This window comes from Pseudomonas sp. Ps21-P2 (assembly GCF_039672565.1).
Lineage (GTDB): Bacteria > Pseudomonadota > Gammaproteobacteria > Pseudomonadales > Pseudomonadaceae > Aquipseudomonas.
This window is the reverse complement of sequence record NZ_JBDFPL010000010.1, coordinates 145135-168518: the sequence shown is the minus strand read 5'-3', so window position 1 is coordinate 168518 and position 23384 is coordinate 145135. Positions and strand designations below refer to the sequence as shown.

19 protein-coding genes and 1 pseudogene are annotated in these 23384 nt (G+C 62.0%); 10 read left to right on the top strand and 10 right to left on the bottom strand.

Annotated features, from left to right (window positions below; all coding sequences use genetic code 11):
• Positions 1-8: 8 nt before the first annotated feature.
• The 3 genes from ABEH28_RS23750 to ABEH28_RS23740 all read right to left on the bottom strand — a co-directional run bounded on the left by ABEH28_RS23750 (position 9) and on the right by ABEH28_RS23740 (position 2579).
• Positions 9-623: a 3'-5' exonuclease gene (locus ABEH28_RS23750; protein ID WP_192174568.1), complete on the bottom strand. Its 615-nt coding sequence runs from the start codon at positions 621-623 to the stop codon at positions 9-11.
• A 502-nt stretch (positions 624-1125) separates the two neighbouring features.
• A complete protein-coding gene (locus ABEH28_RS23745) occupies positions 1126-1605 on the bottom strand; it encodes an NYN domain-containing protein (RefSeq protein ID WP_108121635.1) in 480 nt (159 codons plus the stop codon).
• Positions 1606-1769: 164 nt separating this feature from the next.
• Positions 1770-2579, bottom strand: coding sequence for a DUF2076 domain-containing protein (locus tag ABEH28_RS23740; protein WP_346631230.1), 810 nt, complete (start codon positions 2577-2579; stop codon positions 1770-1772).
• A 189-nt stretch (positions 2580-2768) separates the two neighbouring features.
• Here ABEH28_RS23740 and ABEH28_RS23735 point away from each other — a divergent pair, with 189 nt between their 5' ends.
• Both ABEH28_RS23735 and ABEH28_RS23730 read left to right on the top strand, forming a co-directional pair.
• The gene (locus ABEH28_RS23735) at positions 2769-3422 is read left to right on the top strand and encodes a YciC family protein (RefSeq protein ID WP_346631229.1); all 654 of its coding nucleotides are present in this window, start codon (positions 2769-2771) and stop codon (positions 3420-3422) included.
• A gap of 4 nt (positions 3423-3426) precedes the next feature.
• A complete protein-coding gene (locus ABEH28_RS23730; RefSeq protein ID WP_346631228.1) occupies positions 3427-4521 on the top strand; it encodes an endonuclease/exonuclease/phosphatase family protein in 1095 nt (364 codons plus the stop codon).
• 78 nt (positions 4522-4599) lie between these two features.
• On the opposite strand, the gene ABEH28_RS23725 is transcribed toward ABEH28_RS23730, so the two are convergent.
• Together ABEH28_RS23725 and hrpB are read right to left on the bottom strand one after the other, a co-directional pair.
• Positions 4600-6663, bottom strand: coding sequence for a TonB-dependent siderophore receptor (locus ABEH28_RS23725; RefSeq protein ID WP_346631227.1), 2064 nt, complete (start codon positions 6661-6663; stop codon positions 4600-4602).
• A gap of 196 nt (positions 6664-6859) precedes the next feature.
• On the bottom strand, positions 6860-9391 hold the full coding sequence (hrpB, locus tag ABEH28_RS23720; protein ID WP_346631226.1) for an ATP-dependent helicase HrpB: 2532 nt from the start codon (positions 9389-9391) through the stop codon (positions 6860-6862).
• A gap of 144 nt (positions 9392-9535) precedes the next feature.
• Here hrpB and ABEH28_RS23715 point away from each other — a divergent pair, with 144 nt between their 5' ends.
• Both ABEH28_RS23715 and ABEH28_RS23710 read left to right on the top strand, forming a co-directional pair.
• Positions 9536-9961 (top strand): polyribonucleotide nucleotidyltransferase, encoded by a 426-nt coding sequence (locus ABEH28_RS23715; RefSeq protein ID WP_122536914.1) that lies wholly within the window; start codon positions 9536-9538, stop codon positions 9959-9961.
• Positions 9962-9985: 24 nt separating this feature from the next.
• Positions 9986-10891: a cation diffusion facilitator family transporter gene (locus ABEH28_RS23710; RefSeq protein ID WP_192173741.1), complete on the top strand. Its 906-nt coding sequence runs from the start codon at positions 9986-9988 to the stop codon at positions 10889-10891.
• 179 nt (positions 10892-11070) lie between these two features.
• On the opposite strand, the gene ABEH28_RS23705 is transcribed toward ABEH28_RS23710, so the two are convergent.
• Positions 11071-11805 (bottom strand): DUF6515 family protein, encoded by a 735-nt coding sequence (locus ABEH28_RS23705; RefSeq protein WP_192173742.1) that lies wholly within the window; start codon positions 11803-11805, stop codon positions 11071-11073.
• A 12-nt stretch (positions 11806-11817) separates the two neighbouring features.
• On the opposite strand from ABEH28_RS23705, the gene ABEH28_RS23700 reads away from it, so the two are divergent.
• Both ABEH28_RS23700 and ABEH28_RS23695 read left to right on the top strand, forming a co-directional pair.
• Positions 11818-12279 carry a hypothetical protein gene (locus ABEH28_RS23700; RefSeq protein WP_346631225.1) on the top strand — a complete coding sequence of 154 codons (462 nt, stop codon included), beginning with the start codon at positions 11818-11820 and terminating at the stop codon, positions 12277-12279.
• A 409-nt stretch (positions 12280-12688) separates the two neighbouring features.
• A complete protein-coding gene (locus ABEH28_RS23695) occupies positions 12689-13168 on the top strand; it encodes an Lrp/AsnC family transcriptional regulator (protein ID WP_074893299.1) in 480 nt (159 codons plus the stop codon).
• A gap of 181 nt (positions 13169-13349) precedes the next feature.
• On the opposite strand, the gene ABEH28_RS23690 is transcribed toward ABEH28_RS23695, so the two are convergent.
• From ABEH28_RS23690 to ABEH28_RS23675, 4 genes and pseudogenes are all read right to left on the bottom strand, one after another.
• Positions 13350-13982 (bottom strand): rRNA large subunit pseudouridine synthase E, encoded by a 633-nt coding sequence (locus ABEH28_RS23690; RefSeq protein WP_346631224.1) that lies wholly within the window; start codon positions 13980-13982, stop codon positions 13350-13352.
• An 82-nt stretch (positions 13983-14064) separates the two neighbouring features.
• A complete protein-coding gene (amn, locus tag ABEH28_RS23685) occupies positions 14065-15528 on the bottom strand; it encodes an AMP nucleosidase (protein ID WP_065988354.1) in 1464 nt (487 codons plus the stop codon).
• Positions 15529-15621: 93 nt separating this feature from the next.
• Positions 15622-17268, bottom strand: a complete 1647-nt coding sequence (locus ABEH28_RS23680) for an acyl-CoA dehydrogenase family protein (protein ID WP_346631275.1) — start codon at positions 17266-17268, stop codon at positions 15622-15624.
• A 227-nt stretch (positions 17269-17495) separates the two neighbouring features.
• A pseudogene (locus ABEH28_RS23675) lies at positions 17496-19424 on the bottom strand (7TM diverse intracellular signaling domain-containing protein); the annotation flags it as partial.
• Positions 19425-19825: 401 nt separating this feature from the next.
• On the opposite strand from ABEH28_RS23675, the gene ABEH28_RS23670 reads away from it, so the two are divergent.
• The 4 genes from ABEH28_RS23670 to ABEH28_RS23655 all read left to right on the top strand — a co-directional run bounded on the left by ABEH28_RS23670 (position 19826) and on the right by ABEH28_RS23655 (position 23378).
• Positions 19826-20623: a hydroxymethylpyrimidine/phosphomethylpyrimidine kinase gene (locus ABEH28_RS23670; protein WP_192173744.1), complete on the top strand. Its 798-nt coding sequence runs from the start codon at positions 19826-19828 to the stop codon at positions 20621-20623.
• A 23-nt stretch (positions 20624-20646) separates the two neighbouring features.
• Positions 20647-21273 (top strand): thiamine phosphate synthase, encoded by a 627-nt coding sequence (gene thiE / locus ABEH28_RS23665; RefSeq protein WP_346631223.1) that lies wholly within the window; start codon positions 20647-20649, stop codon positions 21271-21273.
• A 56-nt stretch (positions 21274-21329) separates the two neighbouring features.
• On the top strand, positions 21330-22613 hold the full coding sequence (gene hemL / locus ABEH28_RS23660; protein ID WP_346631222.1) for a glutamate-1-semialdehyde 2,1-aminomutase: 1284 nt from the start codon (positions 21330-21332) through the stop codon (positions 22611-22613).
• A gap of 198 nt (positions 22614-22811) precedes the next feature.
• Positions 22812-23378 (top strand): tetratricopeptide repeat protein, encoded by a 567-nt coding sequence (locus ABEH28_RS23655; protein ID WP_192173747.1) that lies wholly within the window; start codon positions 22812-22814, stop codon positions 23376-23378.
• The last annotated feature ends 6 nt before the right edge of the window (positions 23379-23384 follow it).

Genomic DNA, 23384 nt, shown 5'->3' with positions numbered 1-23384 from the left:
AAGACTGACTAGAGCCCCCGGTGCTTGCTGATCGCATCCGCAATCTTCTTCGCCGGGACTTTTTGCAGCGTGCACAGCAACTGGTGGGAGACACCGGCGAGACCGTGGGTGTCGCGCAGTTGGTGGCCCAGGTGCAGTGTCAGGTTGGCGGCCATTTCGGCATCGGCCATGGCCCGGTGAGCCTTGCCAGTGTGGGGCAAGCCGGCCCAGCTGGTAAGCGTGCCGAGCTTGTGGTTCGGCGCGTGAGGCAGAAGACGTCGCGCCAGCAGCATGGAGCAGGCGAAGCTTTGCACGCGACTGCGCTTGATGCGCGACAGCTCGAAGTCCCAGAACTTCTGGTCGAACGAGGCGTTGTGCGCCACCAGCGGTGTCAGGCCGACGAACTCGGCAACTTCATTCATGACCCGTTCAGCGGGCGGCGCCGTGCGCAGCATGCTGTTGCTGATGCCGGTCAGGGATTCGATGAAGGACGGGATGCGCACGCCGGCGTTCATCAGGCTTTGATAGCGCTCGACGATGACGCCCTGCTCCACGATCACCACGGCGATTTCCGTCGCGCGGCAGTAGCTGCTGGGGGAAATGCCGGTGGTTTCGAAGTCGATGACGGCGATGCGTTCTTGCATGGAGGAGGCCTTAACAGTGACGATTTTTTTCGGAAAACGCGTGATGTTCAGACATCACACTGTTCTGCAGCAAACTCAATTCCTGTGGGAGCGAGCTTGCTCGCGAAGACTTACTTTCAGCCCCAGAGAAAGTGGCTGAATGTCCCGGCCTTTTCGTGAGCAAGCTCACTCCCACAGGTCCTGCAACAACCGGCGATTTTGAGTCAGCCCACCGTCATGTGGGAGCGAGCTTGCTCGCGAAGACTTACTTTCAGCCCCAGAGAAAGTGGCTGAATGCCCCGGCCTCTTCGTGAGCAAGCTCACTCCCACAGGTCTTGCGCCAACCGGGAATCCCGAGCCGAATCACCCTCCCGTGGGAGTCGAGCTTGCTCGCGAAGACTTACTTTCAGCCCCAGAGAAAGTGGCTGAATGTCCCGGCCTCTTCGTGAGCAAGCTCACTCCCACAAGTCATTCGTCGTCAGTCGCATAGGCGACACAGACGCTGCTGCACCGAGGCGGTGGATCAGGTCTTGAGCAGCAACCCGCCCTCGATCGGCACATAACGACTGGCCGCGCGGATCAACGAATTGGCGGTCAACCCCGGTACGCCGTAGGCAATCGCTTCGACGCCGTGTTTGCTGATGATGCGCTCCAGCAACAGGTCAAAATCGCCATCGCCGGACGCCAGCACGACTTCATCGACATTCGGCGCGACGTCCATGATGTCGATGGTGATGCCCACGTCCCAGTCGCCCTTGGCCGAGCCGTCGCTGCGCTGGATGTAGGGTTTGAGTTTGACGGTGAAACCGAGGTTGCGCAGGATCTGCTGGAATTGCTGCTGCTTGCTGTCGCCACGGTCGATGGCATACGCATACGCCTCGACGATCTGCCCACGCTGGCTGATGTCAGCCCACAGGGCGGCGTAATTGAAGTGACAACCGTGAGCCTGACGCACTGTGTAATACAGGTTCTGTACGTCGGCGAAGACCGCGATTCTTCTCACCCAAAATCCTCGATGCGCTGACAAGCGACAAGGGCCCGAAAACCGGACCGGCGCTCAGTATGCCATTTTGGGAACGGGATTGAAGGATTGGGTGTGGAGGGCCGCAGCGCGCTGTTGGGGCAGCGGGGCACTCCTGGAGGATATGCCGCCGCTGCCTTTCGTTATCAGACGAAAGAATCGTCGTCGTCAAACAAGCCGCCACCGGTGTCACTGCCGTAGTCAGTGTCGGCGAAGCCATTTGAATCACTGCCCCAGCTGTCATTGCCGGTACTGTCATTACCTGTCACGCGCTGCTGGTCGTCACCCCACCCACCGCTGCCGCCCTGATCGTGTTCGGCAGCAGGCTGGGCCGGCTGCTCCTGGATGATCTCGACGATCTCCTGCGGTTGGCTGTTGTGATGGAACAGGCTGCTGATGCCTTCCGCCAGCATCACGCCACCGGCCACGCCCGCTGCGGTTTTCAGGGCGCCGCCCAGGAAACCACTGCCGACCGGGGCCGCCGGTGCCTGTTGCGGCTGGGCATAGTTTTGCTGTGGCTGAGCATAATTTGGCTGCGGTGCGCTTGCCGGACCGCTTTCACGCCAGCCGCCCGAGGAAGGTTGCGGGTTCGACGGACGCGAGAACGACGAAGCTGGCTGCTGAGCCTGGGGCTCACGGGAGCCGCCGCCGAAGATGCTCGACAGAAATCCACCGCCGCTGCCGGACTGGGCAGGCGCGGCGGACTTTGCCCGCTCCAGCTCAGCCCGCAGCTGTTGAATCTGCTCGTCGCGCTGACGGTTCTGGGCCTCCAGCTGCTTGATCGCGACTTCCTGCACGAGGATCGACTGCGCCATGTAATAAGGCGCGGCCGGCTGGCGAGTCAGGTGCTCCTTGATCAGCGCTTCGGCCTGCGCATCACGGGGGGCCGATTCGGTTTCTGCTTGCTTGAGCTTGCCAAACAAGCCATCGATCAGGGTTTGTTCTTCGCTGTTCATGGCGACCTCGTTAGATTGCCGTAGGAATTCTGTTCTGAGCCGTTGCTCGGACATAGCCAGTAATGGGGCTGTTCAAGGGCGTTTCAATAGGATGTAAAAAAAGTTAAGAAAGCCGGCTAGTGGGTGCCGGTTGGCCGGTTCCGCGGCGCTACGTTACAGTGTCGGCCTGCTTATCCCTGTGATCCGTTCATGAATCCGCTGACCATTCTGCAAGACTCGCTGTACTTCTTCCGACGCAACTTCGGCAGCATTCTTACGTTGTGCCTGCCCTTGGTAGTGCTGGAGGCCCTGACCAAACAGCTCATCGGCTTCGGGCAGGGCAACGGCGTCGCGCCACTGTTGGTCGGGCTGCTTTTTTATCCGCTCTACACCGGTGCGCTGATCCTTTTCCTGGATGCGAAAACCCGGGGCGAAGAGCCGGTCAAATCCAGCTTGTGGGCCGTGGCGTTGCGCATGTGGCCCACGTTCGCGGTGCTGACGGCGCTGAGCACCCTGCTGATCATGGCCGGCATGTCGCTGTTCATCCTGCCGGGCGTGTGGGTGATGATCAAACTGCAGCTGTCGGAATACTTGCTGGTATTGCGCGGGATGGGGCCGCTGGAGGCGATGCGCGAAAGCTTCAGAATGACGCAGGGCCACGTGGTGCGGATTTTCGTCTGCGTGCTGTGCGTTTACATCCCGCTGTCGCTGCTCGAGGCGCTCAGTTATTACGTGCTGCCCGACCAGCAAAGCCCGATGCTGTCGATTGCGGTGGACAGTGTTTCCAGCTTCCTGCAGCTGCTTATCAGCGTGATGATGTTCCGGTTGTTCATGCTCATTGACCCGCCCGCGCGGTCGGCCTGAGAAGATGGCACGTCCGACGCGGTATCTGCTTTACCTCGCGGCGTGTGCCGGGCTGTTCGTGATACTGCTTTATGACGTGACCTGGCACCCCGCCCGACACGAGCAGGTGGCGGTATCCCGCAACGCGAAGGACGGAAAGCCACCGGTATTGGCGCCGGGTCAGACGCTCAAGGTGATGACCTGGAACATTCAATACCTGGCCGGCAAGCGTTATGTCTTCTGGTACGACCTGCCCGACGGCAGCGGCCCGGACGAGCGCCCCACCCCGGAAGACCTGGCGTACAACCTCGATGAAGTCGCACGGGTCATCCGCGATGAGCAGCCGGACATCGTCTTGCTGCAGGAAGTCGACGACGGCGCGAAGAACACCGACTACGGCAACCAACTAGCCCTGCTCCAGGCGCGCGTCGCCGACCTGTACCCCTGCAGCAGCGAGGCGTTTGACTGGAAGTCCGACTTCGTGCCGGATCGCCACATCTTCGGCAGCGTCGGCCGCAAACTGGCGACACTGAGCCGCTACCAACTGGACAGCGCCGAACGCCTGCACCTGCCCTCGCCGTCCGGCCATTTCATCAGCCGCCTGTTTCAACCTCAACCTGCGCTGCTGGTCAGCTACCTGCCGCTGAGCGATGGCCGACATCTGGCGATGACAAACACGCACCTGGGCGATCCGGAGCCGGGCGGCGACGTGCGAAAGCGGCAAATGGCGTCGGTTCGTCAGTTGCAACAAACCTTCGAACAGAACGGCACGCTGTGGATAACCGGCGGAGATTTCAATCTGCTGCCACAGGGGCAATATCAGCGGCTACCCGCCGAACAGCGCGTGCCGTTTGCGGCAGAGAGTGAGCTCCGGGATTTGTGGGAAAGCTTCCCGATGATCCCGAGCAATGAAGACGTGGCCGGTGAGGACCGTCGCACGTGGTACACCCGCTTCCCCAATGACCCCCGCATCAGCGGCCCGGACCGGACGCAGGATTTTCTGTTCTACAGCCCGAAGCTGAAACGGGTCGAGGCACGGGTGAGGCAGGCGGATACGTTGTTGATTTCCGATCACATGCCGGTGATTGCGCGGTTCAGAGTGCCGGCGCAGGGTGAGTAAACCCTCTGTACGGATGCACAAAAGAGTCGTTTGATCTGAACCGACCAGTGCCGGATTGCCCGGCACCGATCGCTGCCATCAGAACGTGACGCTGGCAGTCAGCCGCGCAGTTCGGAGCGCTCCCTCCTCCACCTGGAGCGTGCTGCTGCCCGTGGTGGCCGGGTAGTATTCCTTGTTGAACAGGTTGTCGATGTTCAACTGCAGACTGGTCTTGTAGTCATGGGTGGGTAAATCCCAGCGCACAAAGGCATCGGCCGTTGTGTAGCTGTCCAGCCAGAAGCTATTGGCATCGTCGCCCGGCCGCTCTCCGACGTATCGGGCACCTGCGCCGACATGCCACTTGCCGGTTTCGGCGGGCAGCCCGAGTTGATGGCTGAGGTACAGGCTCGCGGTGTGCATCGGCGCATTGGGCAAGCGGTTGCCTTCCTGCTCGGGTGATTCTGCGTTTTTCAGCACTTCCGTGTGGTCATAGGCGTAGGTGCCGATGATGCTCCAGTTACGCGCGATCTCTCCTGTTACATCCAGTTCAACCCCTCGCGAGCGCGCCTTCCCTACCGCCTCGTCAATGCTGTCGCCGTTTGCCTGCAGCACGCTGTTCACAAGGTTTTTCTTGACGATGTCATACACGGCCAGGTTCACGTTGAGCGCCTGGACCGGGCTGTATTTGACACCCACTTCGTAGCTGCGACCTTCGGTAGGCTTGAAGCTGTTGCCTGCATCGTCGGCATCATTCGGCACGAAGGAACGGCTGTAGTTGGCGTAGAGCGCGACGTTGTCGGTCGGCTGATAAACAATCCCGCCGAAGGGGAGAAATTTATCGCCGTTAGAATCCGCACCCGGTGCGTACGCGCTGCCCAGCCCCTGATCGCTGTATTGATCCCAGTGTTCCTGACGACCACCAAACACCAGAATCCAGCGATCGTTAAGGTGCCAGTTGTCCTTGAAGTACGCCGAGGTGGTGACCAGGTTATTTTCGGCGTTGCTCTGGGCCGCACTGACCGTCGCAGGCTCAGCCAGATTGCCGTAGGTGGGGTTCTGGATGTCGAGGTTGCCGGCGGTGCTACTGGCGTTGCGGTAGGTTTTACCGCGGTATTTATCCAGCGACTCGTTGTCCACCCCGACGACAATCTCATGCCGCTGGCCGAACAACTGCTGATCGCCTATAAAGTCCAGCGCGGTGTAGCGGCTCTCGTAGTCATAGTGCCCGCCGTTGGCAATCCGGCGCAGGGTGTCGCCTTTCAAGGTGCTGGGCTGTGCAATCGCCAGGCTGTAACGATCCTCGGTCCATCCATAGGTCAACCGGCTGCGCCAGTCATCATTGAGCTGGTACTCGAACTTCGCGGTGGTGCTTTGGCTGATGCCGACGGTCTTGGCCCAGCGCTCATCCAGACGATCGCGGTAACTGATGTCGGCCGGGTGGCCGTTGGCGAACACCGTGCCGCGGTCAAAGGGGCTCGCGTAATCGTTGTAGGTGTAGGCCAGTGAGAAACTGGCGCGGTCGCCGACCCAGGCGATCGACGGCGCAATAAGCGTGTGCTCATCGACACCATAATTACGCCAGTAGTCCTCGTGGGAGCGCTCGGCAACCAGCCGGTACGCCAAGTTGGTATCGCCGAGCGGCCCGGTGGTGTCCACACCAAAGGTCCCGCCGCCTTCACTGTAACCAGAGCCCGTCAATGTCGTGCTTTCGGTGAACTGCGGTTGTTTGCTGATCACATTGATCAGCCCGCCCGGCTCCAGCGCGCCATACATCAGCGACGCAGGGCCCTTCAACACTTCCACGTGATCAGTAGTGGCGCCGAGATTGCGGCCAATCGCCGAGCGGACCCCGTCCCGCAAAATGGAGTTGTCGTCGTTGCTTCCAAATCCGCGCTTGATCACAGCATCCTTGGTGCCCCCCAACGTGTTCGTCTGGGACACACCACTGACGAAGCGCATGGCGTCGTTGAGATCTTTGACCTGGTAGTCATCCAGGGTTTGCGCAGTGACCGTGTTGACGGTTTGGGCTTCATCTCGATTCTGGGTGGAGGTCTTGCTGGCGGTGCTCCCTTCAGAAACCGTATAGCTTCCCGAGCCGTCAGCCGCATCGCGTGTGGACTGGATGACACTGGGCGCCAACTCGGTGACCGTCTGGGCAGCCATTGCAAAACCAGGTAAGGCAGAACACAGCAGGACTGATGCATGAGTGCGGTTAAAGAGCTTGACCACGAGCTGACTCCGTAATTGAAACGAGTGCAAATGCGATTCGTTACTATTACACGGGTTGAGCTCGCATTTACCTCACATGGCGTGTGAAGTTTTTTTACATCCGCTCGTTGTCATGCCCTTGTGCTGCCTTTCACTTCCTCGGCTTCACCCGCGCGGTCGGCTCGGCGATCAGCGGATCGTCTGGCCAATAGTGCTTCGGGTACCGCCCCTTCAGGTCCTTCTTCACCTCGGCATAGGTGCTGCGCCAGAAGTTGGCGAGGTCTTGGGTGACTTGCACCGGGCGGCGTGCGGGGGACAGCAGGTGCAGCTTGACGATCTGCCGGCCATTGGCGATGCGCGGGGTGTCGGCCAGGCCGAAGAGTTCTTGCAGGCGCACCGCCAGAATGGGCGGGGACTCGCTGTAATCCAGGCGCACCGATGAGCCCGACGGCACGGTCAGGTGGTGCGGCGCCAGTTCATCCAGCCGCTGTGGCAAGGGCCATGGCAGCAGGTTGTGGAGGATTGATGACAGGTCCAGATTGCCGAAGTGGCTCAGCCGGGTGACCTTGCCCAGGTACGGCAGCAGCCAGTGCTCCAGCGTCGCCAGCAATCCGTCGTTGCTCACATCCGGCCACTGGCTTTCGCTCAGCGTTTGCAGATCCATCTGACGCAACAAACCGACGCGCGCCTGCCACTGGCGCAGCTCGGGCGTCCACGGCAGCAGTTCCAGTCCCTTGCGCCGCACCAGCGCCAGCAGGGCCTGACCTCGTGCGGAATCGTCCAGCCCGGTGAGCGGCTCGCGGCTGATGATCAGTTCACCGGCCTTGCGCTGACGTTCGGCGCGAAACACGCCCTCGCGCTCATCCCAGTCCAGTTGATCGAACTGAGTCACCTGTTCGGCGAGCACTGTGTCGAACAGTTCGGGATCGAACTCGGCGGCGAGATAAATACGCTCTTCGCGCTGGCCCTGGCGGCTGCCCAGATCAGCGACCACCAGCCACGGCTGTTTCATCAACGCGTCTGGCTCCGCGAACAAAGCGGCGCGGCCGTTGGCGAGTCGATACTCCGCTCCGCCGGCACGGCGTTGTTGCGCGACGCGATCGGGATAGGCCAGCGCCAGCAGCGCGCCGAGCCAGCGCGGGTGATCTGGATCGGCGACCGGTTTCCGGACGGTGCCCCTCAGATACCCGCGATATTGCCGCGACAATTGCCGCGCTCGCTGCACGCCGCCCTGCGCGCCTTTCGCCGCGCGCTCTGCGCCGGCCAGCAACGTCAGCCGGCTGTGCAGATCGGCCCCGGCGCCGCGCAGAATGTCCCGTTCGCCCAGCAACGCAGCCACGTCGCACGCCAGCGGCCCCAAGCCCAGTTCATGACCGCGCAGGAGCAAATGGGCGATGCGCGGATGGGCGGGCACCTCTGCCATCGATTGGCCGTGAGCCGTGAGTTTCCAGTCTTCACCCGGCTTGCGCGTCAGAGCGCCCAGCCGCGCCAGCAGGTCCTGCGCCTGGGCGTACGCGGCGGCGGGCGGCAGATCCAGCCAGGTCAGTTGCGCCGGTTCGACGCCCCAACGCGCCAGTTGCAGTGCCAGACCGGCAAGGTCGGCCTGAAGGATTTCCGCCGCGCCGTAGGCCGCCAATTGATCGTGTTGCGCCTCGGACCACAGTCGGTAACACACGCCCGGCTCAAGTCGCCCTGCCCGGCCCGCCCGCTGAGTCGCGCTGGCACGGGAGATGCGCTGGGTGTCGAGGCGCGTCATGCCGCTGCCGGGATCGAAACGCGGCACCCGCGACAGCCCCGCGTCGATGACCACCCGCACGCCATCGATGGTCAGGCTGGTCTCGGCGATATTGGTCGCCAGCACTACTTTGCGTTTGCCCTTGGGCGCGGGTTCAATCGCCGCGCGCTGGGCGCTCAGGTCGAGCTCGCCATGCAGCGGGCACAACAGCACGTCGCTGCGATCACCAATGGCATCGGCCAACTGTTGATTGACCCGACGGATCTCGGCCTGGCCCGGCAGGAATACCAGCACGCTGCCGGACTCGTTGCCCAGCGCGTCGAGCACGGTTTGCACCACCCGCGGCTCGATGAACTCCCCCGGCTGAAAAGGCCGCCCCCACTGCATCGACACCGGGAACATGCGCCCTTCGCTGCTGATGACCGGCGCGTCGTTGAGCAAGCTCGACAGACGCGCGCCTTCAAGCGTCGCCGACATCAGCAGAATCTTCAGCGGCTGCTCGTCACGAAACAGCGCACGGCCGTTGAGGCTAAGCGCCAGGGCGAGATCAGCGTCGAGGCTCCGCTCATGAAATTCGTCGAAGATCAGCAGCCCGACGCCTTCCAGCGAAGGGTCTTCCTGCAAGCGCCGGGTGAGGATGCCCTCCGTGACCACTTCAATGCGGGTGTTGGGGCCAACCTTGCTGTCCAGACGAATTCGATAACCCACCGTCTCGCCGACGCTTTCCCCCAACTCGCTCGCCAATCGTTCGGCAGCAGCACGAGCCGCCAGACGCCGGGGCTCAAGCATCAGGATCGTCTGCCCTGCGAGCCACGACTCGTGCAAAAGCGCCAGCGGCACACGGGTGGTCTTGCCCGCGCCCGGCGGCGCTTCGAGCACGGCCTCGTCCCGATCGGCAAGGGCCTGGCGCAAGGCGGGGAGAACGGCGTCGATGGGCAGCGAATTCATGAGAGCTCCTGAAACAGGGCGACGATTATACGGCGAGCCGCTGCGGCTTTGTTCACCCTGCCAACGAACTGTCTTCCCCCACGGATACTCTTATTGATTAGGCATTTGCCTTGTATAGTTGCGACTTCTTATGAGGAGATCCCCATGCGCATTCCATCCCGTTTGATTGGCGGTGTTCTGGTTGCCACGCTGCTGACGCAGCTCACGGCGTGCGGCAGTATTTTCTACCCGGATCGTCGTGGCCAGATTCAGGGCAGCGGTCGAATGGACCCCGCCATCGTGATACTCGACGCCATCGGCCTGTTGTTCTACATCATCCCCGGCGTGATCGCGTTCGGCGTGGACTTCGCCACGGGCGCGATCTACCTGCCAAGCGGCAATCAGGCGCAGATCGATCCGCAGAAACTTGAACCGGCGGTGCGCGCTGACGGCACGGTCGACAACCTCAAGCTGCAAGCCATCATTCAAACCGAGCTCGGCCGCACATTGCCGCTGGATGATCCTCGCCTGATCCAGCACAAAGGCAGCGTGCAGCAGCTCGCTGCTCTGGGCCTTGTCCCGTCCGCTTGAGATTCATGATCTAAAGGAAGCGCCATGAGCACCAGCCCCGAACACGCCCGCTTATTGCGTCTGGCAACCCGCGCCTCGCTGGCGGTCGCGAGCATTCTGATTGTTGCTAAAGCCGTCGCGTGGTGGCTAAGCGGCTCAGTGAGTCTGCTGGCCGGCCTGACTGACTCGATGCTCGACGGCGCGGCGTCTTTTCTCAATCTGCTGGCGGTGCATTACGCGCTGCGTCCCGCGGACGATGATCATCGCTATGGCCACGGCAAGGCAGAAGCGCTGTCGGGCATGGCCCAGGCGCTTTTTATCGCGGTGAGTGCGTTCTTGATCGGTTTTCAGGCGGTTGACCGCATCCAGCACCCGCAACCCCTCGGCGCCCCCGGGTTAGGTTTGCTGGTGATGGTGTTGTCGATCGGCCTGACGATCGCGTTGCTGATGTTGCAGCACCGTGTGGTGAAGGCCACGGGTTCGGCGGCGATTCGTGCGGATTCCCTGCATTACCGCTCTGACCTGCTGCTTAACTTCAGCATCATGCTGGCGCTGGGCCTGGCTTATTTCGGCTATTCCCAACTGGACGCTTATTTTGGTCTGGCGATCGCGTTCTACATTTTGTGGAGCGCGATTTCCATTGCACGGGAAACGGTGTCGGTGCTGATGGACGCTGAACTGCCTGTGGATGTGAGCGCCAAAATGCTCGAACTGGCAGAAGGCGTGCCCGGTGTACTGGGCGCCCACGACCTGCGCACGCGGATTTCGGGCAATCACTGGTTCGTGCAGTTGCACCTGGAGCTGCCGGGCACGCTGACGCTGTCGGTGGCGCACGACCTATGCGAGCAGGTGGAAGCAGCGATTCAGGACGAATTCCCCAAGGCCGAAGTGCTGGTGCACGCGGACCCGCAGGAAGTGGTGGGCCGTGGGGATGGACCGGTTTTGAATTGAAGGCGTCCTGCAGGGAAAGCTAAGCCTGCAGGATTCTTTGAATTTGGCGGCGATGCGCAATGTGTGGGAGCGAGCTTGCTCGCGAAGACAATGTTCCGTCCGCAGAAAATTTCGCAGACTCACCGGCGTCTTCGCGAGCAAGCTCGCTCCCACATAGAGTGGGCAGTGGCTACTCACCTCTACTGCTGAATGCTATACCCCCGCCCTGCATAACAACTGGCCATCGCTTGACGGTACACACCGAGCACTTCCGGTGCCGGCTGATACGCTGCGCCTGCCGGGTCGAAATTGCTTTGCTGCACGGCGTAGCGGTAGCAGTCGTAGCGGTCCTGTTCGATTTCCTGTTGCGGCTTGCCTTCAGGCGGGTAGGCGACAACATCGTAGGGATTCGCTGCCTGCTGAACGGGCTGCGGCTGCTGAGGTGAATACACCGGCTCGACATTCTGCGGAGGCTCGGCGACCACGTATTCCTGGGTGTTCTGCTCGTAGGTGTAGTAGGTCCCGGCCGCGACGAAGAACAAGGCGCTGCCGAGCCAGACCTGTTGCGCGTAGTCGGGCAGGTAACGGACGCGAACGCCCCGTGGAGGCTGGACGACCACATAGCGCGGGCCCTGCGGGCGATACCAGTAACCGCCTGAGTAGAAGTAATCCCCGCCGCGATAAGGCACCCGCGAGTAACCACCCGGCATGCGATCGATCTCGTAACCCGGCCGATAACGCGGCCCCGATCCCCAGCCGTCGCCATGACCACCGGGGCGGCCGGCCTGCCAGTTGCCGTTATCGGGACGACGGTCGCCGTCGCGCCAGCGGTTGTCTCGGGGCTGGTCGCGGTAGAAGCCCTGACGCGGCTCCTGGGTCTGAACCACCGTGTCCGGCCGTCCCTGAATCGGCAGACCGCCCTGACGGTCCTGCAACTGGCGCTGCTGTTGCTGCTGCTCTTGCTGGCGTCGTTGCTGATCCTGCTGTTGCTGGCGTTGCTGCTGCTGGCGCTGATCGTCACGCTGCTGATTGCGCTCGCGATCCTGCTGCTGGCGCTGCTGATTGGCGCGCTCCTGCTGGTTCTGCTGAATCTGGCGCTGTTGCTGCACCTGTTCCTGCTGGCGCTGCTGTTGTTGCTGATTCTGCTGTTGCTGGCGTTGTTGCTGCTGCTCACGCTGCTGGTTGTCGTTGAAGCCGCGCTGGTTCTCCTGCTGCTGGCGCTGCATCTCGAACCCACGTTGCTGCTGTTGGCGCTGCTGCTGCTCGTTACGCTGCTGTTGCTGCTGTTGATTGTTGTCGTCGGCCAACACCTGAGCACTGATGCTCAAGGCCAAGAGACTGACACCTGCCAAACGCCAGATGCGCGTGTTCATGCTTTCCTCACTACGGCGCGGATACCTATGGGATAGGACTGCGAGTCGGGTGCGCCGTTCGCCGCACTCTATCAGCGTGGCGAGTGAAACTATAGAAGCGCTCGCTGCGCTGCTGGACAAAAGCCGGGCACAAAAAAAGAGGGCTCGATGGCCCTCTCTGGAATACTTCGTCCTGGCTCGACACTTGTGGCATCGGCTCACCTCGCATCGTCTTCTGGACAGTGCGTAGCCCGGTGGCCTGATCAACCCTGTCGGGCTGGAGGCCGCGGCTGGCCTGATTCGGCGGGCCGCGCTGGACGCTGTGTCCGGGCAGTGATTCTGGTTAAAAGAATAGGCCTTGGCGGACGACAGAGGATTGCGAATATTGCTGGTGAAAACACCACTTGCGCAATAATTCACTTCAGATTAATAATTCTGCGCAATACATTCAATAAAGGCGCTTATCGTGAGCAAGCTCGACAGATATGACTTGAGTATTTTGGCCGAACTGCAAAAGGACGCGCGCATCTCCAATCAGGAACTGGCCGAACGCATTGGCCTGTCGCCTTCACCCTGCTCGCGCCGCGTCAAACAGCTGGAAGACGACGGTTATATCGTGGGTCAGGTCGCGCTGCTGGACCGCAAGAAGCTGGGCCTTAGCCTGACGGCCTACGTGCTGATCGGCATGGACCGCCACACACCCGACCGCTTCGAGAATTTCGAGCAGCACATCCGCAACCTGCCGCAGGTGCTGGAGTGCAGCCTGGTGACCGGCATCGACGCCGATTACCAACTAAAGGTCGTCGTTCCGGACATGGATCACTATCAGAAATTTCTGCTTGGCCATCTGACCCGCATCGACGGCGTAACCAGCGTGCGCTCCAGCTTCGTGCTCAATCAGGTACTCGCGAGCACCGAACTGCCGCTGGTGCATTTGCGCGGCTGAAGCGCGTCCGCAGAGGTACAGGTTTTTGTCAGAGCGACCGGGGCGCCGATCTACCCTGCTCGCGAAGAGGCCCGTTAAGACGCTGAATAACTGCCGGTAGAGATGACGCCTTCGCGAGCAAGCTCACTCCCACAATGGAACTCAGCAGCATTCTAATTCGGGTCTTGCTGCAGTTCTTCAATCAAAGCTTCGCCGGCACTTCCCGCCACTGCCCCTGGTCCAGCCCTTCTAGGCTCCAGTCGCCAATCCGCACGCGCACCAGTCGCAACGTCGGCAGGCCGACTGCCGCGGTCATCCTGCGCACCTGGCGGTTTCGGCCTTCCTTGATGACAAGCTCCAGCCAGCTCGTCGGCACGCTTTTGCGAAACCGCACCGGCGGGTTGCGCGGCCACAGCTCCGGTTCGTCCAGTTGCCGGGCCTGTGCGGGCAGCGTCGGGCCGTCGTTCAACTCGACGCCGTTGCGCAGCTTCTGCAGTTGCTCTTCCGTCGGCTCACCCTCTACCTGCACCCAGTAGGTTTTCGCCAGCTTGTGCTTGGGGTCGGCGATGCGCGCCTGCAATTGGCCGTCGTTGGTCAGCAGCAGCAAGCCCTCGCTGTCGCGGTCCAGGCGCCCGGCCGGGTAGATGCCGGGGATGTCGATGAAATCCTTGAGCGTCGCCCGGCCTTCGCCATCACTGAACTGGGTCAGCACGTCGAAGGGTTTGTTGAACAGAATCAACCGCGGTTCGGCGGGCGGTGCTTTGGCGACACGCCGGGGCGCGCCCGTGCGATCAGGCGAAGGACGGCGGGAATCGGGACGTTGATTGCGGGGCATGGGAAACCGGTAAAAAAATGACAGAAACAGAAAGGGCCACTTTAGTGGCCCTTTCGTTGAACGCCTAGCGCCTTAACGAGCCTTAACGGAACGGCGGCTCGTCGAAGCTGCGCAGTTTGCGCGAATGCAGCGAGTTGAGCTGCGTGCGCATCAGGTCCAGCGCGGCGATACCGATCTTCAAATGCTGGGTGACCGCCCGCTCATAAAACGCGTTGGCCGAACCCGGCAGCTTGATTTCGCTGTGCAGCGGTTTGTCCGAGACGCAGAGCAAGGTCCCGTAAGGCACCCGAAGGCGATAACCCTGGGCCGCGATGGTGCCGCTTTCCATGTCCACCGCCACGGCGCGAGACAGGTTGATCAGCGGCCGTTCCTGGGCCCAGCGCAGTTCCCAGTTGCGATCGTCGTAGGTCAGGACCGTGCCGGTGCGCAGACGCTTCTTCAGATCGTCGCCGCGTTCGCCGGTGACTTGGGCGGCTGATTCCTGCAACGCCAGTTGCACTTCGGCCAGCGCCGGGATCGGAATGTTCGGCGGCAGCACGCGATCAAGAATACCATCGCGGCGCATGTAGGCGTGGGCGAGCACGTAGTCGCCGATGGTCTGCGACTGACGCAGGCCGCCGCAGTGCCCGATCATCAACCAGCAATGCGGACGCAATACCGCGAGATGGTCGGTGATGTTCTTGGCGTTGGACGGGCCGACGCCAATGTTGACCAATGTCACGCCATGGCCGTCTTCGGCGATCAAGTGATAGGCCGGCATCTGGTAGCGGTGCCAGACCACACCGGAGACGATGGCCTGGGCTTCGCCGTAATCCATGCTCTTGTCGACGACGACGTTGCCCGGCAGGACCATTTTCACGAAGCGCGGGTCGTCGCGCAGTTTTTCCAGACCATGCACGATGAACTGGTCGACGTAGCGGTGATAGTTGGTCAGCAGGATCCACGGCTGAACATGGCGCCAGTCGCTGCCGGTGTAATGCACCAGACGGCGCAGCGAGAAATCCACACGGGCAGCGTCGAACAACGCGAGCGGCAGCGGATCGGTGTTGGCCCAGTCGTACAGACCGTCAGCAATGCCATCGGTGGCGGCCGACAAATCCGTGCTCGGGAAGACGCGGGCCAGGGTCGCAGCGGTCACACCGGTACCGGCCAGCTCATCGCCCTGCTCAACCACGTAAGGGTAAGGGATGTTCTGCTCGCTGACGCCCACTTCCACCGTCACGGTGAAGTCGTTCATCAACGGTACAAGTTGTTCGAGCAGGTATTTGCGGAACGCCGCCGGGTGGGTGACGGTGACACTGTAAGTGCCCGGCAACTGAACCTTGGCGTAGGCGCGGGTGGTCAGCGGCACTTCGCCCTGGCAGTGGTAGGTCAGACGCAGCTCGGGGTAGCGGAATGTCAGACGCTCGGCGGCAGTAGGTTCGACGCGGTCTTTCAGGTAGCGCTTGAGCGCCTGGCTCAAGGCGGTGGTTGCCCGTGCGTGCAGCTCAGCGAGCCGGTCAACGGCGTGTTCGGCAGTTTCTACGACAATGAAAGCTTCGGTCACGATGCATATCCTTCTTATCTTGCAAGCGCATATCTTGCCTGCAACAGATGACGAAGGCACGATTTGCCTGCAGCCGACGCGGCAATGGACGCGTTATACCTGCGGCGATGACCGCGCGACCAGCGCCTGAACATCCACCCCGCGCGGCAAGGCGCCGTAGACACGCCCCGGCCGTTCCAGGCGCCCGGCAATAAACCCGTCGCTGACCACTGTATTGCCCGCTTCCAGCAGCAGTTTTGCCTGCAGCGCCACGGCGATGTCTTCGGTCAGTTGACGGGCGCGGTACTGGATGTCGCTGGTGTCCTGAAACGCCTCCTTCAAGCTATGAATATGCGCGGCCAGTCGCCTGTCGCCATGACCGTCGCCCAGCTCATCGAACAAAGCATCCAGCACGCCGGGCTCTTTGGACAGCGCGCGCAGGACGTCCAGGCACTGCACGTTGCCGGAACCTTCCCACGTCGAATTGACCGGCGCCTCACGGTAAAGGCGCGGCAGGATGCTGTCCTCGACATAGCCTGCACCGCCCATGCATTCCGCCGCTTCGTTGATCATTGCCGGCGCGCGCTTGCAGATCCAGTACTTGCCCACCGCCGTTACGAGTCGTGCGAAACGGGCTTCGTGGCCGTCATCCAGACGCTCCAGCGAGCGTCCCATGCGCAAGGTCAGTGCGAGGGCCGCTTCGCTTTCCAGCGCCAGATCGGCGAGCACATTTTGCATGAGCGGCTGCTCGCTCAGCACACGACCGCTGACGCTGCGGTGGGCGCAATGGTGCGCGGCCTGGGTCAGGGCCTGACGCATCAGCGCGCTGGAACCGGTCATGCAATCAAAGCGCGTCATCGCCACCATTTCGATGATGGTCGGCACGCCGCGCCCCTCCTCGCCCACCATCCAGGCCAGAGCGCCGCGGAATTCCACTTCGCTTGAGGCGTTGGACCAGTTGCCGAGTTTGTTCTTCAGCCGCTGTATGTAGAACGCGTTGCGGGTGTCGTCCGGGCGATGGCGTGGCAGCAGGAAACAGGTCAGGCCCTTGTCGGTCTGCGCCAGGGTGAGAAAGGCATCGCACATCGGCGCCGAACAAAACCATTTGTGCCCGACCAGTTCATAGGCCTGACCCGGTCCAGGCTGGCCGACCGGATAGGCCCGGGTGGTGTTGGCGCGCACGTCGGTGCCGCCCTGCTTCTCGGTCATCGCCATACCGATGGTCGCGCCGGCCTTATGCGCGATGCCGACGTTGCGCGGGTCATAGTGGGTGGCGAGGATCTTCGGCAGCCAGGTCTCGGCCAGGTCCGGTTGAAGACGCAGGGCCGGCACGCTGGCGAAGGTCATCGTCAGCGGACACCCGCTGCCTGCTTCGGCCTGGGTGTGCAAGTAGCTCATCGCCGCGCGGGCGACATGGGCGCCTTCTCGGGGATCGGTCCACGGCAGCGACGGGATGCCGTGTTCGACCGCCGTCTGCATCAGTTGGTGATACGCAGGATGAAACTCCACCAGATCGATTCGATGGCCGTAGCGATCATGGCTGGCGAACACCGGTTTGTTCTGATTGGCGAGGAAACCCGCTTCCATCAACGGGCCACCGGCCAGTGCGCCATAGGCATCAATTCGGTCCCGTGCCCAACCCGCGCCGAAACGCTGCGACCACTCTTGCAGCGGCAGGTCGATGCGGTACAGGTTAGTGCCGTCCAGAGAAGGCGGCTGATTGGTGACCTCGTGGGTCTCGGCGAACTGATGCAGATTGATGCGCTGGTCCATGAGGCGACTCCGGTCCGGGCAGCACGCGGCGGTCGTGCAGATGACCTAGTGAATCATGCACCCCGCCCCGGCTACAGCGCCATAGAAGACGAAATCACGGCGGTTTTGCCTTGTCGATGGCTGGCATCAGAGTTGATGCACATCCCGCGGGATGCGCGGCCCATGTAGGAGTGACCGGGGTGGCGCTCCTACACCATTTGCGTCGCGGTCTGCACATCCAGGCTCAAGCGGAACTGACTGCCGTTGCCCGGCTCGGATTGGTGGCTCAGGCGCCCGCCCTGCAATTCAATCAACTGTCGGCAAATCGCCAGACCGATGCCCAGCCCGCCGTATTCCCGCGTCGTCGAGCCATCCACCTGGAAGAAGTTGGCGTACAGCGTTTCTTCATCAAGACGGCTGAAGCCGATGCCGGTGTCGATGACGTCAATCACCAGCCGCACCTGCTCGGCGTCTGGGCGCTGGCCATTGACGCGGATTCTGATCGAACCGGTCTTGGTGAACTTGATCGCATTGTCCAGCAGGCACTCCAGGCACTGGCGTAACTTGACGCCGTCACCGTGCAGGCTGTCCGGCAACGTCTCGTCCAGTTCCACACTGAACGCCAGCGCCTTGCTGCGGGCCAGCGGTTCGAAGCCACTGCGCAGTTGAAACAGCACATGACGCAGGCTAAATGGCTCGTTGCGCACGGTGATGCGGCCTGCTTGCAGTTCAGTCAGCGTGAGAATGCCGTTGACGATACCCATCATGTTTTGCGCCGAATCGGCGGCGGTCTGGCGATACAGCTCGATCTCGCTGTCGGCCACATCCATCTGCATCAACTCCAGCGAACCGATCACGCCGTTCATGGGGGTGCGCAGTTCATGGGTCAGCGTGGCGAGAAACTCGTCCTTCAACCGGTTGCTCACGGCCAACTGCTGATTGAGGGCTTCGAGCCCCTGCTGCGACTCCGCCATGATCTGCGCCTCGCGCTCACGCATGGCATTGATGCGGTCGGCCAGCGCCAGCGAAAGCAGCGCCACCTCGATCACCGAGCCGATCTGGCTGGCGTACATGGTCCAGAAGTTGTTGGGCAGATGCCCGAGGAGCATGGTCGCGTTGACCACTCCGCCGATCAGAAACGCCGACCAGCCGATAATGAAATACCGCGCGACCCGCCGCCCCTTGAACCACGCCGCCAGCCCGATCAGCAGCACCACCGGCGTGAACAGCAAGACCAGCCCTGTCACCAGCCGCAGCGCTACGCCGTAATCCATGCTCAACGCGAGGGTCATGATCACCGCGGCGCAGACCATCATCACCAGAAGCGGCACATCCAGCCAGCGACCCAGGCTCGGCGTCTGCAGGAATTTACGGGTGAACTGGCTGGCAAACAGGATCGCGGCGGCAATCAGGAAAGTGGTCGAGGTATTGGCCCACCACGGGTTGTCGGGCCAGAAATACTCGATCGCCGCGCCATTGACCGACACCTGATACAGGCCGAAGAAGGTGATGTAGAGGATGTAATGCAGGTAAGCGGTGTCGCGCACGCTCAGGTAGATGAACAGGTTGTAGACCAGCATCACCGCCAGCACGCCGTAAATCATGCCGAGGATGTACAGGCGCGACGGCTGCTCTTCTATATACGCATGACTGGCCCACAGATTGAGCGGCGCCTGCACCGAGCCGTGACTGGCGACGCGCAGGTAAACGGTCTTGGTCTCGTGGGCGTTCAGGTTGAGATCGAATACGTAGTTGTTCTGCTTAATCTGCCGGCTGGCAAACGGCAGCATGTCGCCGGTCTGCCAGGCCAGACTGGGGCGCGCGTCGCCATCGCCGAGATAGAGATCGACGTGGTCCATCGGCGGGTAGGCGAGTTCGAGCAACCAGTCGGCTGACGCCAGCGGGTTGGCCGGTCGATAGGTCAGACGCACCTTTAGCCAGAACGCCGAGCGCGAGTAGCCAGCGTTGAGCGACGGACCGGCAAGGGGTTTGAAGCGTGCAGCGCCCTCGGGAGATGAGACTTGCTGGATGGTCGCATCGCCGGTGGGGTCTTCGAACACCTGGGTGTCGCGCCCCAATGCAAGGGTGCGGGTGTTTTCATCGAAGTCCACGGCGCTGGCGAACATCGGAAACAGGCAGAACAGCGCAATCAGCACCAGACGCATGGGGCACCGCCTTGGCACTGGTGACAGGCACAAGCCGCCGTGAAATCGTGGAACGGCTTCGCAATTCTGCGAGCGACCGCTGTATCGGTCGAAGGGGTCAGCGGGCAACGCACTTGCATTTACTCTTTTGGCGGAACAGATGAAGCGCCACAGGATAGCGATTGATAGCTCGATGACACCATCTAAATCTGTGCATTGGGTGAGACGGGGTCGTTCACATGCAGGAGTGGCTTTGGCCAGATTGCCAAGCAGTACAGGCTGATCGCAATGCACCTGGTGGGACCGGCTTTAGCCGGGAAGGCGTCAGGCGTCTCGCTGCAAAATGAGGGATGTTCGCACTGGCCCCTTCCCGGCTGAAGCCGGTCCCACTGGCAAAAAGTTTAGTGGTAAGCTCGCGCACCATGAATATCTATAGCTCCCGCCCTGTTGTCCTCTGTCTCTCCGGTCACGACCCCAGTGGCGGCGCCGGTTTGCAGGCAGATATCGAAGCCCTGCTTGCTCAGGGTTGCCACGCCGCTCCCGCCGTCACCGCCCTGACCGTTCAGGACACCGTGAACGTCACTGACTTTCGCGTGCTGGATCGCGAGTGGGTGCTGGCGCAAGCCAATGCCGTGCTCAACGACTCCACCGTCGCGGCAGTGAAGCTGGGGATGTTGGGTTCGCTGGAGATGGTCGACACCGTCGTTGAACTGCTGGCAGCGCATCCGCATCTGCCCATGGTCTGCGATCCGGTGTTGCGTGCCGGTGGCGGCGGTCGGCTGGGCAAGGACGAAGTGGGTTACGCCATGCGCGAGCGTCTGTTGCCACTCGCCACCATCGCCACGCCAAACCTGCCGGAAGCGCGCATCCTCGCCGAACTGCCTGAAGGCACCGCCGATGAATGTGCCGAAAAGCTGCTGCCGTTCTGCGAGCACTTGCTGATCACCGGCGGTCATGGCGATGAGCACGAAGTTCACAACCGTCTGTACATCCGCGGCGGTCAGTCACGCACTTTCACCTGTCAGCGTTTGCCGGGCAGCTACCACGGCTCCGGATGCACACTGGCCAGCGCCTTGGCGGGAAGACTGGCGCAGGGCCAGGACCTGATTGGCGCTGTACAAATGGCGCTGGACTACACTTGGCGCACGCTGCGCGATGCCGAACAGCTGGGCCGGGGACAATTCGTTCCGCGCCGCCTGCCGCTGGATTTCTGCTCGTAACGCCACGAAAAAGAGGCACCCTGATGAGATTACGTGGCTTGTATGCCGTGACCGACAGCCAGCTGTTGGCCGGCAAATTCCTGTCTTACGTCGAAGCCGCCCTCGATGGCGGCGTGACCCTGCTGCAATACCGCGACAAATCCGGCGACGAGACCCGCCGCCTGCGCGAGGCCTCGGCGCTGCTCAAGCTGTGCGAGCGCTACAAGACCCGTCTGATCATCAACGACGACGCCGAAGTGGCCGCGCGCCTGGGCGTCGGCGTGCACCTTGGGCAAACCGACGGCTCGCTGCCTGACGCCCGCGCCCTGCTCGGTCACAAAGCCATTGTCGGCGCGACCTGCCACGCACAGCTGGAACTGGCCGTCAAGGCCAAGACCGACGGCGCTTCGTATGTCGCCTTCGGACGCTTCTTCAATTCCCAGACCAAACCCGGCGCACCGACCTGCAGCCTCGACCTGCTCAGCCAGGCACGCAAACGCATCAAGCTGCCCATTGCGGTGATCGGCGGCATCACCCTGGAAAACGCCGCGCCGCTGGTGGCCCACGGCGCCGATCTGCTGGCCGTCGTGCACGGGCTGTTCGGCGCTGAAACCACTCAGGAAGTTACTCGCCGCGCCCGGGCTTTCAACGATTTGTTCAAACCCGCCTGATTCTGCATCAGGCCGGTTACGCACTCATTCATTCCGATTCAAACAGAGACCTCATCATGTCCCGTTCTGAAACCCTGTTCGCCAACGCCCAGAAACACATCCCCGGCGGCGTCAACTCGCCGGTCCGCGCGTTCAAAAGCGTCGGTGGCACGCCGCTGTTCTTCAAACACGCGGTCGGCGCCTACGTCACCGATGAAGACGACAAGCGTTACGTCGATTACGTTGGCTCGTGGGGCCCGATGATTCTGGGCCACAGTCATCCGGACGTGCTGGATGCCGTGCGCAAGCAGCTGGAACACGGTCTGTCGTACGGCGCACCGACCGCGATGGAAACCGAGATGGCCGATCTGGTCTGCTCGATCGTGCCGTCGATGGAAATGGTGCGCATGGTCAGCTCCGGCACCGAAGCGACCATGAGCGCGATCCGTCTGGCCCGCGGTTTCACTGGCCGGGACAGCATCATCAAGTTCGAAGGCTGCTACCACGGCCACTCCGACAGCCTGCTGGTGAAAGCCGGTTCCGGCGCGCTGACCCTGGGCGTGCCGAGCTCGCCCGGCGTACCGGCGGCTTTCGCCAAGCACACGCTGACGCTGCCGTTCAACGACATCGACGCGGTCAAAACGATGCTCGCTGACGTCGGCCAGGAAGTGGCGTGCATCATCGTCGAGCCGGTGGCGGGCAACATGAACTGCGTGCCGCCTGCGCCGGGCTTCCTGCAAGGCCTGCGCGAGGCCTGCGACGAGCACGGCGTAGTGCTGATTTTCGACGAAGTGATGACCGGTTTCCGCGTCGCCCTCGGCGGGGCCCAAGCCTATTACGGCGTGAAGCCGGACCTGAGCACCTTCGGCAAGATCATCGGCGGCGGCATGCCGGTCGGCTGTTTCGGCGGCAAACGCGAAATCATGTCGCACATCGCGCCGCTGGGCCCGGTGTATCAGGCCGGCACGCTGTCGGGAAACCCGCTGGCAATGGCGGCGGGACTGACCACCCTGCGTCTGATCAGCCGCCCGGGTTTCCACGATGAGTTGAGTGCGTTCACCACGCGCCTGCTGGAAGGCCTGCAACAGCGCGCCGACGCCGCCGGCATCCCGTTCGTGACCACTCAGGCGGGCGGCATGTTCGGCCTGTACTTCAGCGACGCCAAAGAAATCGTCACCTTCCAGGACGTGATGACCAGCGACGCCAATCGCTTCAAACAGTTCTTCCACCTGATGCTGGAAGGCGGCGTGTACCTGGCGCCGAGCGCATTCGAAGCCGGCTTCACCTCGATCGCCCACGGCGACGCCGAGTTGCAGCAGACGCTGGATGCCGCAGAAAAAGCCTTCGCCCAACTGAAATGACGGGCAGACCGGGCGGAACGGATTCCGCCCGCGTCTCTACAGCTCGCTCAACCTCCCTGAATTCAGGCTAATCAAGCCCGCGCAGCAGAAAATCAGTAAAGACTTTGTAAGGTTGCCCTCGCTTATTTCATAATGCGCAGCCAGCACGTTTCGCTGGACGGGCATGCCCGCACCTTTTTCAGAGGTAAGTCGACTTCCATGAATCGCACCGGCCGCACCCTTGCATTGGGCTGCCTGTTGCTTCTTCATCCCCTGCTGGCTAATGCAGGTGGCAACTCGTTGTTGATCCCGGCGGTGGGTCGTTGCACCCTCAATACCCAGCCAGACAACCTGCCAGCAGCGTTGTCCGCTTGTCAGCAGGCGGCTCAGGATGGGGATGCGCAGGCGCAATACGAGTTGGGGGAGTTCTACTACGAGGGCAAAAGTGCGCCACGTGACTTGACCCAGGCACTTAACTACTTCGAAAAAGCTTCGTTGCAGGGGCATGCCCAGGCGCAGTACCAACTGGGCTTGATGTTCTTTCGTGGCGAAGGGGTGCAGGCCAACAACATTCAGGCGTATATCGTGCTGAAGATGGCGGCGGTCAACGGTTCGGAAGATGCGCTGGATCAGGCGGACGAAGTGTCCGCGCAAATGAAGCGCGAAGATCTCGAAGTGGCCACCCAAGTGCTCGGGCAGATTTTCCGCAAATACCTGCTGGAGCTGCAGACCGCTGAAGGACGCACGCCGTTTGCGCCCTTCCCTGCCGACAGCGACAAGCCTTGATCTGAA